Below are 13118 nucleotides of genomic sequence, written 5' to 3' on the forward strand. Positions count from 1 at the left end.
GAGAAGAAGGGGGAGGGGATGGAAGCGGCGATGCGGCCACCTCCATCGGGGGGCGCGATTACTTGCTGTCGGCGGTCGTGCTGCCGCGCACCTTGGCCAGTTCGGCGTTCATTTCGGCCGTTGTGTCCTCGCCGTATTCCTTGCTGAACTTGGCGAGCACCGGCTGCAGCTTGCTGCGCATCTTGGCCTGCTCGGCCGGTGGCAGTTCGGTGATCTGCATGCCGGCCTTCTTCAGGTCGGCGAGGGCCGTGTCGGAGAACGCGCGGATGGTCTTGCGTTCATACAGCGTGGCTTCGCGCGCGGCGTCCTGCACGATCTTTTGCTCTTCCGGCGAGAGGCCGTCCCAGGTCTTCTTGGACATCAGCAGCACCCAGGCGCTGTACATGTGCCGCGACAGCACCAGGTGCTTCTGCACCTCGTAGAACTTGCTGGCCAGGATGGTGGCCGGGGGGTTCTCCTGCCCGTCCACGGCGGCCTGCTCCATGGCCGTGTACAGCTCGGTGAAGGGCATCGGCGTGGCGTTGGCGCCCAGGGCGTTGAAGGTGTCCAGGAAGAGCGGGCTCTGGATGACGCGCAGCTTCAGGCCGCTCAGGTCTTCGGCGCGCTGCACCGGCCGGCGCGAGTTGGTGACATGGCGGAAGCCGTTCTCCCAGAACCCCAGGCCGATCAGGCCCTTCTCCGGCAGCTTGGCCAGCAGCTTCTGGCCGAAGGGGCCGTCCAGCACGGCGTCGGCTTCCTTCTCGTTGTTGAAGCTCAGGGGCAGGTTCAGCACACCGAAGGGCTTGACCAGCGACACCAGCGTGGAGCTGTCGGGGATCGTCATCTCCAGCGTGCCACCGCGCAGCGCCGAGGTCATGCTCAGGTCGTTGCCCAGCGAGCCGCCGGTGTAGACCCGCGCCGTCAGCTTGCCGCCGCTGGCGGCCGCCAGGCGCTCGCCGAAGTACTTCAGCGCCTGAGCCTGCGGATGGTCGTCGGTGAGGCCTGTGCCGATCTTGAATGCGTGTTCCTTGACCTGTGCAAAAGCGGAGCCGGCCAGCGCCGCCAGCAGCAGCGTCGCCAGGCCCATTGATCTGATCTTCATGATGTCTCCAGAATGGAATATGCAGGGGTGCGGCAACCTTGCCGCGATGCGCTGGCCCTCTGTGGAGCCGTACTCGACGCATGCGAAGGCTAGGTGACGGCCACCTGCCGGTCCACTGACTTTTTCGCTAGCATCCATTCCAAATGCTGATGGGTCCAGACTCGACTTCCGGTAAATCCACGCTGCTGGCGCAAGTCTCCCGGCTGCGTTTCCGGCACCTTCAGTTCCTGGACATCCTCGGCAAGACGCGCAATCTGCGACTGACGGCCGAGCAGATGTACATCACGCAGCCGGCCGCCACCAAGGTGCTGATGGACATCGAGGAGATGCTGGAGGCGCGCCTGTTCGACCGCCTGCCGCGCGGTATGCAGCCGAACGAACTGGGCCTGTTCACGCTGCGCTACGCGCACGCCGCGCTGGACGGCCACCGCCGGTTCGTGGACGAGTTCAGCACCCTGAAGCAGGGCGGGCATGGCCATCTGACGATCGGCGCCATCTCGGGCTCGGCGGCGCACCTGCTGATCGCCGCAGTGGCCGAGCTGCAGCGGCTGCGGCCGCTGCTGGTGGTGAAGGTGCTGGAACAGAGCAGCGACCAGCTGATCGTGTGGCTGGCCGAGCGCAAGATCGACGTGATGATCGGCCGCTTCACCGACGAGGCCCAGCGCGACCAGTTCCGCTACGAGAACCTGAGCGGCGAAATGCTGCAGATCACCGCAGGGGTGCACCACCCGCTGCGCGGCCCGAACGCGCCCTCGCTGCGGGAGCTGTCGAACTGGCCGTGGATTCTTTATCCCCCCTCGACGGCGCTGCGCCGGGTGTCGGACGACATCTTCAGCAGCACGGGCCTCTCGCTCACCTCGGGCATCGTCGAGACGCCGTCCTTCCTCTTCGCGCTGGAGCTGATGCAGAGCACCACGATGCTGTCGCTGCAGCCCGCCGCCCTGGCCGACAAGTACGTGCGGCGGGGGCTGCTGACGCGCATCGCGGCCGATCTGCCGAACCGCATGCCCGATTTCGGCCTGATCACGCTGCAGGGCGAGCCGCCCGGCACGGCGGTGCTGGCCTTCATGGACGTGATCCGCAACCTAGCCAATCCGCCGGCCGAAGCGGCGTCGGCGGCCTAGCAGGACGGCGTCTCGGCTCGGGCCGAGCCGCGAGTTCTGGCAGTTCGTTGGCGGCTTCGGAGACCATGGCGGTGGCCCGAACGCGACGAGCGTCACCCGTCGAATGCGCTGGCGTCCGAAGAATTGCAGGCGTGCTCCCGCGTGGGGAGACGCAGCCGCAGCTTCACGCTCGCTCTGTCCGCGCGTAGTGGCTGGGCGGCTGTCCGACATGCCTGGCGAATGCCACGCTGAATGCGCTGGTGGAGCCGTAGCCGATGTGTTCGGCAATCGCCGAAACGGACAGTTCACCACGACGCAGGAGTTCCTTCGCGAGTTCCATCCGCCATGAGAGCAGGTACTCCATCGGTGCGACCCCCACCGTCCGCGTGAATCGTTCGAAGAAGCCCGACCGCGACAGGGCTGCGATTCTGGCGAGCTGGGCGACCGACCAGCGTCGCTCCACATGCGCATGCATCTGCTTGAGCGCGGCGGCCAATCGCACATCGCCCAGTCCACGCAACAGGCCTGGCGGGGCGCTTCCCGACGTGGTCGAACGCATGGCCTCGACCAGCAGCATCTCCGCCAGCCGGGAGCGCATGAAGACCTTGCCCGGCTTATCGTCCGCGGTCTCCTCGCCGACCATCTGCACGAGTTGGGACAGTCGCACCGAGGCGCGCACGTGCACCACTGTCGGAAGCAGTGACACGAGAAGGCCCGGATCCGCGCAGTCGAAGATGAACGATCCCCCTACCGAGCGCATGTCGGGTGGGCCTGTTCGCTCCCCATAGCGCAACTCCGGCCCTTCCGGCACCTGGGTGGGGTCCAGGTGGACCGGTGGCACGGGGACGGCGCTCGACAAGGTGAAGGGGGGCGTCGTGGGAAGAAGCACGAAGTCGCCGGCGCTGAGCATCGTGGGCTCGTGTCCATCCACGGCCAGCCGGCAGCTGCCTTCCAGCATGACGCAGAAGCTGGGCTGGCCGAAATCGGCGTAGCGCACCGCCCAGTCGCCCTTGCCGCTGATCAGGTTGGCGAACACGGCCTCGGGCCGAAGCAGCCGGACGATGTCGGAGAGCGGGTCACTCACGATGGATGATCGCTAAAAAGATGTGGACTTCCTGGTATCGGGAATCCGGCCAGCTTTCCCTATCGTTGCATCCGAGTCAACCACCGCACCTCGGAGCACGAAATGAAGACTGTATTGATCACCGGCTGTTCGTCCGGCTATGGCCTGGAGGCCGCCCGTCACTTCTTGTCCAAAGGCTGGAAGGTCATCGCCACCATGCGGACCCCGCAGCCAGACCTGCTTCCTGCCTCGGACAAGCTGCGCATCCTGCCGCTGGATGTCACGCGGACCGAGAGCATCGACCAAGCGCTGCGGGCGGCTGGTCCCATCGATGCGCTGGTCAACAACGCCGGCATCGGCCTGTTCGGCGCCTTCGAAGCCACGCCCATGTCCACGGTGCGCGAGGTCTTCGAGACCAACACCTTCGGCGTCATGGCAATGTGCCAGGCCGTGATCCCGCAGTTCCGTGAACGCGGTGCCGGCATGATCGTCAACGTCACGTCCAGCGCGACTTTGGCCCCGTTTCCGCTGGTGGCGGCCTACACAGCAAGCAAGACCGCCATCGAAGGCTTCACGGCGTCGCTGGCGCATGAACTCAAGGCGGTGGGTGTGCGAGTGAAGCTGGTCGAGCCCGGCTACGGGCCTTCCACCCGCTTCACCGCCAACGGCCAGCAGCGCATGCAAGGCCTCATCACGAAGCCGTACGAGCCCTTTGCGCATGAAGTGTTTGCAGGGTTCGGCGGACTCTCCGCAGTCACAACCGCCACGGATGTCGCCGAAGGCATCTGGGACGCCACCAACGACACCTCCGAGCGGCTGCACTTCCCAGCGGGGGCCGACGCCGTGGCGCTGGCGCGGGCCAGCTGACAGAGCGAGGGACAAGGCGTGGGCCGCTGCAACGCGCTTCGCGCCCTCCCTTACTCGTTTTCCGCATGTCGACCTGAGAACACAGTCGTTCGCAGCAGCGGGGCCACTGCCCAGAATCGGCGCCATCGACAGCCACCCACAACGACCGATCCCTGGCGCCGCGCCCGCGGCGGGTGCCACGGTCCCGACGCCCATGCCCCCCGTCCTCCTCATCGCCGGCAGCCCTTCGGCGCCTTCCCGCTCCACCGCCTTGCTGCACGCCGTGGCCGACCGGCTGGCGCAACGTGACGTGGAGGCGCAACTGCTGCAGCTGCGCGATCTGCCGGCCGCGCCCTTGCTCGCCGCCGATGCGTCGGCGCCTGCCATCGCACAGGCGGTCGACGCGCTGGCCGCGGCACCGGCCATCGTGGTGGCCACGCCGGTCTACAAGGCGGCCTACAGCGGGCTGCTCAAGGTCTTCCTCGATCTGCTGCCGCAGACGGCCTTGAAGGGCAAGACGGTGCTGCCGCTGGCCACCGGAGGCAGCCCGCATCACATGCTGGCGCTCGACTACGCGCTGCGGCCCGTGCTGCAGTCGCTCGGCGCGCGGCACATCCTGCCGGGCGTGTACGCCAGCGACGCGCAGGTGACGCTGGTGCCGGAGGGTGCCTGGCAATTGCAGGAAGAGCTGGATGTCCGCCTGGCCGAAGCCGTGAATACGCTGGCCGCCGAGGGCTTGCACCTGCCCCCCGTGCACGGCTTTGCGCCGGTGGCGTTTTCCAGCGTGCGATGTAGCGTGTGACGCTGCCTGTCGGCGTCGACCTCGTCCTTCCTTTGCCCTTCGTTTCCCTCGAATTCCTTGCGATGGCGCTGCCCTGGCTGTGCCGTCGCATACCTGGACCCGGAGATCGCCATGAGCCTTCCCGCCCTGCGGCGCACCGACGCCGATCCGAGCTTCCCTCCCTCCGAAAGCGGCCGCGTTCTCTCGCAGACGGCCCTGCGCATCATCGGCGTCACAGCCGTGGCCTGGGACGTGCGCCTGGGCAATGTGCGACCAAGTCGCCTGCCCGTTGCGCGGTCGGCCGGGCCGCTGCGCGCGCTCCAGCGCCTGCGCGCTGGCGGCGCCAGCCTGCCAAGGCCGCCGGCCGTGCCCGCCTCGGCGCTTGCCCATTCCTGGTGATGCGCTGACTGCCTGTCCGCGAGACCCCCGTATTCCAGGAAAGAGAAAGAAAGCCCCCCATGAGCCTCAAGCTGTTCTGGTTCCTCCCCACCCACGGCGACAGCCGCTACCTTGGCAGCACCGAGGGTGCGCGACCGGTCGACCTGGCCTACCTGCAGCAGATCGCCGGTGCCGCCGACGCCCTGGGCTACGAGGGCGTGTTGATTCCCACCGGCCGCTCCTGCGAAGACCCGTGGGTGGTCGCGTCCAGCCTGATCGGTGCCACGCGCCGGCTCAAGTTCCTGGTGGCGGTGCGTCCGGGGTTGCACCAGCCCTCGCTCGCCGCGCGCATGGCCGCCACCTTCGACCGCCTGAGCGGCGGCCGGCTGCTGATCAACCTGGTCACGGGCGGCGACCGTGCCGAGTTGGAGGCGGATGGCGTCTTCCTTCCACATGCGGAGCGCTACGCCCAGTCGGCCGAGTTCATCCGCGTGTGGCGCGAGATCGTGGCGCGCAGCCATGGCGGTGAGGCGTTCGACTTCGATGGCCGCCATGTGCAGGTCAAGGGCGCGCGGCTGGTGTTTCCGCCTCTGCAGCGGCCGCATCCGCCGGTATGGTTCGGCGGCTCGTCCGAGGCGGCGCATGAACTCGCCGCCGCGCAGGTCGAGCGCTATCTCACCTGGGGCGAACCACCCGCGGAGGTGGGGCGCAAGCTGGCCGATGTTCGGGCGCGGGCTGAACGTCTGGGCCGCCAGGTCGAATTCGGCATCCGCCTGCACGTGATCGTGCGCGAGACCGAGGACGAAGCCTGGCGCGCCGCCGATGCGCTGATCAGCCGCGTGGACGACGCCACCATCGCGAAGGCGCAGGAAGCGCTGGCCCGCATGGACTCCGAAGGCCAGCGCCGCATGGCCGCGCTGCATGGCCGCGGCACTAGCCGCAGCCGCGAAGCGCTGGAGATCAGCCCCAACCTGTGGGCCGGCGTGGGCCTGGTGCGCAGCGGTGCCGGCACGGCGCTGGTGGGCAATCCGCAGCAGGTGGCCGCGCGCATCCGCGAGTACGCCGACCTGGGCATCGATGCCTTCATCTTCTCGGGCTATCCGCACCTGGAGGAGGCCTACCGCTTCGCCGAACTCGTGTTCCCCCTGCTGCCCCGCGATCTGCAGGCGCGCCTGAGCGGGGAGGGCGCCCGCACTGGCGGCCCGTTGGGCGAAGTGGTCGCCAATGTCGATGCGCCCTCGCGGCTGCGTGCCCAGGGCTGAGAGAGGAGAGACCCGATGACCCAACAAGCACAAGCATTGCCGGCCCCTGCCGCACTGACCCGTTCCGCCGACGCAGGCGGCCTACGAAGTTTCCTGGCCGGCCTCGGCCAGCGCCTGCTGCCCTGGGTCGTGCCCGTGCTGCTGGTCGTGCTGTGGCAGGCCGCTTCCTCACTGGGCTGGCTCTCTTCGCGGGTGCTGCCGGCGCCGGTGGACGTGCTGCGCGCCGCCTGGCAGCTCACCGCCTCGGGCGAGCTGTGGACCCATGTGAAGGTCAGCGCCGGTCGCGCGCTGGCGGGACTGGCCGTCGGGGGCGGGCTGGGGCTGGCGCTGGGCCTGCTCACGGGCTCGGTGCGCTTCTTCGAGACGCTGCTCGACTCCACGATCCAGATGGTGCGCAACATTCCGGCACTGGCGCTCATCCCGCTGGTGATCCTGTGGTTCGGCATCGACGAATCGGCCAAGCTCTTCCTGATCAGCGTGGCAGTGTTCTTTCCCATCTACCTGAACACCTTCCACGGCATCCGCAACGTCGACCCGCAGCTGATCGAGATGGGGCGCACCTACGGCCTCTCGCGCTGGCAGCTGTACCGGCAGGTGATCCTGCCGGGGGCGCTGTCGTCCATCCTGGTGGGGCTGCGCTTCTCGCTGGGGCTGATGTGGGTGATCCTGATCGTGGCCGAGACCATCTCGGCCCAGGCCGGCATCGGCTACCTCACCATGAACGCGCGGGAGTTCCTGCAGACGGACGTGGTGCTGGTGGGCATCCTGCTCTATGCGCTGCTGGGCAAGCTCGCCGATCTGTTAGCCCGGGGATTGGAACGGTGGTGGCTGAGATGGCACCCGGGGTATCAGTGACTTCCCCCCAGGCTGCGCGCTTCGCGCTTCGCCCACCCCCTGCGGGGGCGCGCCTGGTGGCCTGGCGGGGCCAGTTCCGCGGGCGCTCCTGCTTGGCCTGCTCCGCGGCCTTCGGGCTCCCTTGATCGGACGCCGGGCCGGCGATAGATCTTTTGCTGTTGCATCCTCTTCATGAACGCTGATCACTTCATTCAACGCCGTACCGCCCTGGGCATGCTCGGTGCCCTGACTGCCGGCTCTGCACTCGCGCAGGGCAGCGCCGCGCCGCAGCCCGTGCGCATCGGCTACCAGAAGTCCTCCACCCTCATCGCCGTGCTGCGGCTGCAGGGCACGCTGGAGCGGGCCTTCGCGCCGCTGGGGCTCAAGCCGACGTGGCATGAGTTCACCAGCGGACTGCCGCTGCTGGAGGCGCTGAACCTCGACAACGTGGATGTCAGCGCCGATGTGGCCGACACGGTGCCGGTGTTCGCACAGGCGGTGGGCGCGCAGCTGACCTTCCTGGCGCAGGAGGCGCCGTCGCCCGCCGCACAGGCCATCGTGGTGCGCAGCGATTCGCCCTTGCGCACGGTGGCCGACCTGCGCGGCAAGCGGGTCGGCTTTGCCAAGGCGGCTGGCGTGCACTACCTGCTGCTGGCGGCGCTGGCCAAGGCCGGCCTGGGTTTCAAGGACATCGAGCCCGCCTACCTCACGCCGGCCGATGGCCGCGCGGCCTTCGAGCGAGGCGCCATCGATGCCTGGGTGGTGTGGGACCCGTTCCTCTCTGCCGCGCAGATCCAGTCGGGCGCGCGCGTGCTGGCCGACGGCACCGGCCTGGCCTCCTACCAGCGTTACTACCTCGCCAGCACGCGATTCGCACGGGCGCGGCCCGAGGCGCTGTCCGTGCTCTATGCCGAGCTCGAAAAGACCGGCCGCTGGGTCAAGGCCCAACCCAAGGAGGCCGCGGCGCTGCTCGCGCCCTTCTGGGGCCTGGATGCTGCGGTGGTCGAGCAGGCCAACGGCCGCCGCAGCTATGCGGTGCGGGCCGTCACCCGCGAGCGGCTGGGCGAGCAGCAGCGCATCGCCGATGCCTTCCTGGCCGAGAAGCTGCTGCCGCGGCGCGTCGATGCGCTGGACGTCGATCTGTTCAAGCCGGGAGCCGCCTCATGAACGCCGTACTGAATCGGGAAGAAGAAGCCGTGATCGCGCCCGCGGGCGTCGCGCTGGACGCGCAGGGCCTGGGCAAGCGCTACGGCGAGCGCGAGGTGCTGCACCAGCTGCAGCTGCATGTGGCGCCGGGCGAGTTCGTGGCCATCGTGGGCCGCAGCGGTTGCGGCAAGAGCACGCTGCTGCGCCTGGTGGCCGGGCTGGAGCCCGCCAGTTCCGGCCAGCTGACCACCGACCGCAAGCCGATCCGCGGCCTGCATGACGACACCCGCATCATGTTCCAGGAGGCGCGCCTGCTGCCCTGGAAGCGCGTGCTCGACAACGTGACGCTGGGCCTGCCTGCCGGTTCGCGCGAGCGTGGCCGCGAGGTGCTGGCCCAGGTCGGGCTCGCCGAGCGGGCCGACGAATGGCCGGCGCGCCTGTCGGGCGGCCAGCGCCAGCGCGTGGCCCTGGCCCGCGCGCTGGTGCACCACCCGAGGCTGCTGCTGCTCGACGAGCCGCTGGGCGCGTTGGACGCGCTGACCCGCATCGAGATGCACCGGCTGATCGAGCGCCTGTGGCAGCGCCACCGCTTCACCGCGCTGCTGGTCACGCACGACGTGCAGGAGGCCGTGGCCCTGGCCGACCGCGTGATCCTGATCGAGGAAGGCCGAATCGCGCTGGACGTCCGCATCGATCTGCCGCGGCCCCGTGCCCAGGGAGATGCCGCCTTCGCCGCGCTGGAGAAGCGCATCCTCGACCGCGTGCTGCAGAAGCCCGCGGACGAGGCACCACTGCCGGCCGCCAACGACCCGCTGGCGCAGACGCCAGCCCACGCACTGCGCTGGGCTGTTTGATCACCTTGCACGGAGACCTGCCATGACCCAAGCCAGAGACTGGAAATTCGAGACCCTGTCGGTCCACGCCGGCTACCAGCCCGACCCCACGACGCATGCCGTGGCGCCGCCCATCTACCAGACGGTGGCCTATGCCTTCGACTCGGCCCAGCACGGCGCCGACCTGTTCGACCTGAAGGTGCCGGGCAACATCTACACCCGCATCAACAACCCGACGCAGGACGTGCTGGAGCAGCGCGTGGCCGCGCTCGAAGGTGGCATCGCGGCCCTGGCCCTGGCCTCGGGCCAGGCGGCCGTCACCTATGCCATCCAGACCATCGCCGAGGCGGGCGACAACATCGTCAGCAGCACGGCGCTCTATGGCGGCACCTACAACCTGTTCGCCCACACGCTGCCGCAGTTCGGCATCACGACGCGCTTCGCGGACCACCGCGACCCGGGCAGCTTCGAGGCGCTGATCGACGCCCGCACCAAGGCCGTCTTCGTGGAATCGCTGGGCAACCCGGCCGGCAACGTCACGGACATCGCGGCGGTGGCGGCCATCGCCCATCGCCACGGCGTGCCGCTGATCGTGGATAACACGGTGCCGTCGCCCTACCTGAGCCGGCCCATCGAACACGGCGCCGACATCGTGGTGCATTCGCTCACCAAGTACCTGGGCGGCCATGGCACCAGCATCGGCGGGGCCATCGTCGATTCGGGCAAGTTTCCGTGGGCCGAGCACAAGCAGCGCTTCCGCCGGCTGAACGAGCCCGACCCGAGCTACCACGGCGTGGTCTACACCGAGGCGCTGGGCGCGGCGGCCTACATCGGCCGCGCGCGCGTGGTGCCGCTGCGCAACACGGGCGCGGCCATCTCGCCCTTCAACGCCTTCCAGATCCTGCAGGGCATCGAGACGCTGGCCCTGCGGCTGGACCGCATCAGCAGCAATGCGCTGGCCGTGGCGCAGTACTTGAAGGCGCATCCGGCCGTGCAGTGGGTCAACTACGCGGCGCTGGAAGACCATCCCGACCATGCGCTGGCGCAGAAGTACCTGGGCGGCCGTGCGAGCGGCGTGCTCACCTTCGGCATCCAGGGCGGCCGCGCGGGGGGCGAGCGCTTCCTCGATGCGCTGCAGCTCTTCACCCGGCTTGTCAACATCGGCGACGTGCGCTCGCTGGCCACGCATCCGGCCTCGACCACGCACCGCCAGCTCTCGCCGGCGGAGCTGGCCCGCGCCGGCGTCACCGAGGACACGGTGCGCCTGTCCATCGGCATCGAGCACATCGACGACCTGCGCGTCGACCTCGACCAGGCCCTGGCGGCAGCGGGTCGCTGAGCCCTTTTCTTTTCCTTCTTTCCCGTCACCCATCCATCAAGGAGCTTTCCATGTCCATCCAGGCCATCAACGTGCGCAACCAGTTCAAGGGCAAGGTCCGCGAGATCATCCGCGGCGACGTCGTCTCCGAAGTCGACGTCGAGACGCCCTGGGGCATCGTCACCTCCGTCATCACCACCCGCTCGGTGGACGAGCTGCAGTTGCGTGTCGGCTCGGACGTGGTGGCGCTGGTGAAGTCGACCGAGGTGTCGATCGCCAAGCTGTGAGCAGGCGCGCAGCGCGGCACTCAGCCGCGCTGCGCAGCCTCGAAGGCGGCGCCCAGGTGCCGGCTCAGTGCCGCCGCATGGACCATGGCGCTGCTGTGCGGCGAGCACAGCAGGTCCAGCCCCAGCGCCGGTGAATCGGCAATGGGCGGCGCGCCCAGGCCCAGACGACGCGCATGCAGCGCACCCAGCGTGTCGAGCACCGCCACGCCCCAGCCCTGCTCGACGAAGGCGCAGGCGCTGGAGTAGTGCATCACCTCCACGGCCGGCGCATAGCGATGGCCGCCGTCCTCCAGCATGCGCGCCACCATGGCGCCGATGGTGAACTGTCGCGACAGGCTCACGTACGGCCGGCTGGCAAGCAGTGACGTGGACACGGTCCTGCGGCGGGCGAGTGCGCTGCCTTCGGGCACGATGCAATGCAGGTGCAGCGGTGCCACCCGCACGCCGTCGGCCGCCACCTCTTCCCCTGCCCGCACCACCAGGCCGAAGTCCACGCTGCCCTCGGCCACCATGCGCTCGATCTCCAGCGACATGGCGGTGCGCACCGTCACCGTGGTGTCGCGCAGCGCCGCGCGCATGCGGCCCAGGGCGCGTGGCAGCACGGTGCCGGCGGCGGAGGCCACGGTGCCGATGAGCAGCCGGCGCGGCGCCTCGGTGCGCAGCGCCTGCGCGGCGCGGCTCAGGCCGTCGAGCGCGGCCAGGGCCGTGGCCAGATCCGGCAGCAGACCCCGGCCCTTGGCCGACAGGCTCAGCCGGCGCCGGTCGCGGTCGAAGACCTGAAAGCCCAGGCGCGCGTCCAGCTGCCGCAGCATGAGGCTGGCCGCGGGCTGGGTCATGGCCAGCACGTCCGCAGCGGCCGTGACCGAGCCTGTGCGGTGCACTTCCCAGATCAGACGCATCTCGCGCAATTTCATATCTATTCGCATATGGAAACGGCCAAAAACCCAATTTGACCGCGTTCGGCATGCGCTCCCACACTCCGGGCACCGGCCGGTCATGGATTTTCGGCCGGCGTTGCATACCCAGAGGCTCTGCACGGGCCCATTCCGGAGACATCCCGCGTCATGAACGCTGCCCGTATCGCGGCCATCCGCTGCTTCGCTGTCCGCCTGCCTTTCGACCACGGTGCGCCGGCGCCCCGCTTTGCCGGCACGCCACGCACGACCCTGGACAGCGTGTGGATGCGCGTCGAGCTCGACGATGGCCTGGCGGGGTGGGGCGAGGCCTATGCACCCGATCCCGAGGCCCTGGCCTCGCTGGTGCGCAGCCGTGTCGCGCCGCTGGCGTTGGGCCAGGATCCGTTGGACGAACAGCTGTGCGAACGGCTGGAGCGCGTGTTGCACAACGCGGGGCGCTCCGGTCCGGTGCTGCATGCGCTGAGCGGCCTGGACATCGCGCTGTGGGATCTGCGCGGCAAGCGCGCCGGGCTGCCGGTCAGTGAGCTGCTGGGCGGCCGACGCCGCGAGCAGGTGAGCGCCTATGCCTCGCTGCTGCAGTACTACGGCGATGTGGGCCCGCTGGAGCGCCAGCTGCATGCCGCGCTCGAAGCCGGCTTCACCCAGGTCAAGCTGCATGAGCGCGACGCGGCCTCGGTCGAGGCCACGCGCCGGGCCATCGGCGTTGGCGTGCCGATGATGGTCGACACCAACTGTGCCTGGCTGCCCGCCGAGGCCGAGGCGCCCGTGCGCGCGATGAAGGCCTTCAGTCCTCTTTGGATCGAAGAGCCGCTGTGGCCGCCCGAGGACCTCGCGTCGCTCGGCGCGCTCGGCCGGGCGACGGGTGTGCCCATGGCGGCGGGAGAGAACGCCGCCAGCCTGCACGAGCTGCTTCAGATGGCCCATGGCGGCAGCGCGGACTGGCTGCAGCCCAGCGCCATCAAGTGCGGCGGCCTCAGCGCCTTGCGTCGCGTGGCTGCCGAATGTGCGGCACACGGCCGGGTGCGACTGAGCCCGCAGACCGCCTTCTTCGGCCCGGGATTCCTGGCCACCTTGCACCTGATGGCCACGCTGCCGGAGCCGACCGCCATCGAGCGGCTGTTCTGCGGGCTGGCCACCGTGCCCTATGCGCAAGCCGTGCCGCTGGAGCAGGGCACCTTCACGCTGCCCCGTGGCTCCGGCCTGGGCGCCGAGCCCGACGCGTCGCTGCTGAACGCGCCGCTGTAGTTCCCGCTGCACACCCTCATCTCC

At 69.2% G+C, this 13118-nt stretch carries 14 protein-coding genes; 11 read left to right on the top strand and 3 right to left on the bottom strand.

The annotated features are described in order from the left end of the window. Positions 1-58: 58 nt before the first annotated feature. On the bottom strand, positions 59-1081 hold the full coding sequence (locus DFR41_RS18010; protein ID WP_043113588.1) for a TRAP transporter substrate-binding protein: 1023 nt from the start codon (positions 1079-1081) through the stop codon (positions 59-61). 149 nt (positions 1082-1230) lie between these two features. Between DFR41_RS18010 and DFR41_RS18015 the strand changes: the two genes are divergently transcribed. Continuing rightward, entirely contained in the window at positions 1231-2205 is a 975-nt protein-coding gene (locus DFR41_RS18015) for a LysR family transcriptional regulator (protein WP_114803809.1), read from the top strand. Positions 2206-2368: 163 nt separating this feature from the next. Here the strand turns inward: DFR41_RS18015 and DFR41_RS18020 are convergent, their stop codons facing one another. Then, positions 2369-3268, bottom strand: coding sequence for an AraC family transcriptional regulator (locus DFR41_RS18020; protein ID WP_017759926.1), 900 nt, complete (start codon positions 3266-3268; stop codon positions 2369-2371). Positions 3269-3370: 102 nt separating this feature from the next. On the opposite strand from DFR41_RS18020, the gene DFR41_RS18025 reads away from it, so the two are divergent. From DFR41_RS18025 to DFR41_RS18065, 9 genes are all read left to right on the top strand, one after another. Next, positions 3371-4114 (top strand): SDR family oxidoreductase, encoded by a 744-nt coding sequence (locus DFR41_RS18025; protein WP_043113584.1) that lies wholly within the window; start codon positions 3371-3373, stop codon positions 4112-4114. 193 nt (positions 4115-4307) lie between these two features. Then, entirely contained in the window at positions 4308-4895 is a 588-nt protein-coding gene (gene ssuE / locus DFR41_RS18030) for an NADPH-dependent FMN reductase (protein WP_017759928.1), read from the top strand. A 111-nt stretch (positions 4896-5006) separates the two neighbouring features. Then, the gene (locus tag DFR41_RS18035; protein ID WP_017759929.1) at positions 5007-5273 is read left to right on the top strand and encodes a hypothetical protein; all 267 of its coding nucleotides are present in this window, start codon (positions 5007-5009) and stop codon (positions 5271-5273) included. Between the two features lie 59 nt (positions 5274-5332). Next, a complete protein-coding gene (gene ssuD / locus DFR41_RS18040; RefSeq protein WP_017759930.1) occupies positions 5333-6514 on the top strand; it encodes an FMNH2-dependent alkanesulfonate monooxygenase in 1182 nt (393 codons plus the stop codon). 15 nt (positions 6515-6529) lie between these two features. Beyond that, the gene (gene ssuC, locus DFR41_RS18045; RefSeq protein ID WP_043113582.1) at positions 6530-7369 is read left to right on the top strand and encodes an aliphatic sulfonate ABC transporter permease SsuC; all 840 of its coding nucleotides are present in this window, start codon (positions 6530-6532) and stop codon (positions 7367-7369) included. 171 nt (positions 7370-7540) lie between these two features. Then, on the top strand, positions 7541-8515 hold the full coding sequence (locus tag DFR41_RS18050) for an aliphatic sulfonate ABC transporter substrate-binding protein (protein ID WP_017759932.1): 975 nt from the start codon (positions 7541-7543) through the stop codon (positions 8513-8515). Then, complete coding sequence (locus tag DFR41_RS18055) at positions 8512-9348, top strand: ATP-binding cassette domain-containing protein (RefSeq protein ID WP_114803742.1); 837 nt, start codon at positions 8512-8514, stop codon at positions 9346-9348. Before DFR41_RS18050 ends, DFR41_RS18055 begins: the two co-directional genes overlap by 4 nt. A 22-nt stretch (positions 9349-9370) precedes the next feature. Next, complete coding sequence (locus DFR41_RS18060) at positions 9371-10666, top strand: O-acetylhomoserine aminocarboxypropyltransferase/cysteine synthase family protein (protein WP_114803743.1); 1296 nt, start codon at positions 9371-9373, stop codon at positions 10664-10666. A 50-nt stretch (positions 10667-10716) separates the two neighbouring features. Then, positions 10717-10932, top strand: a complete 216-nt coding sequence (locus DFR41_RS18065) for a TOBE domain-containing protein (protein WP_017757916.1) — start codon at positions 10717-10719, stop codon at positions 10930-10932. Between the two features lie 20 nt (positions 10933-10952). Here the strand turns inward: DFR41_RS18065 and DFR41_RS18070 are convergent, their stop codons facing one another. Next, positions 10953-11831, bottom strand: coding sequence for a LysR family transcriptional regulator (locus DFR41_RS18070; RefSeq protein ID WP_170159411.1), 879 nt, complete (start codon positions 11829-11831; stop codon positions 10953-10955). A 165-nt stretch (positions 11832-11996) separates the two neighbouring features. Here DFR41_RS18070 and DFR41_RS18075 point away from each other — a divergent pair, with 165 nt between their 5' ends. Continuing rightward, positions 11997-13094, top strand: a complete 1098-nt coding sequence (locus DFR41_RS18075) for a mandelate racemase/muconate lactonizing enzyme family protein (protein ID WP_114803745.1) — start codon at positions 11997-11999, stop codon at positions 13092-13094. Positions 13095-13118: the final 24 nt, after the last annotated feature.

It is taken from the genome of Pseudacidovorax intermedius (assembly GCF_003350475.1).
Classification (GTDB): Bacteria; Pseudomonadota; Gammaproteobacteria; order Burkholderiales; family Burkholderiaceae_C; genus Xenophilus; species Xenophilus intermedius.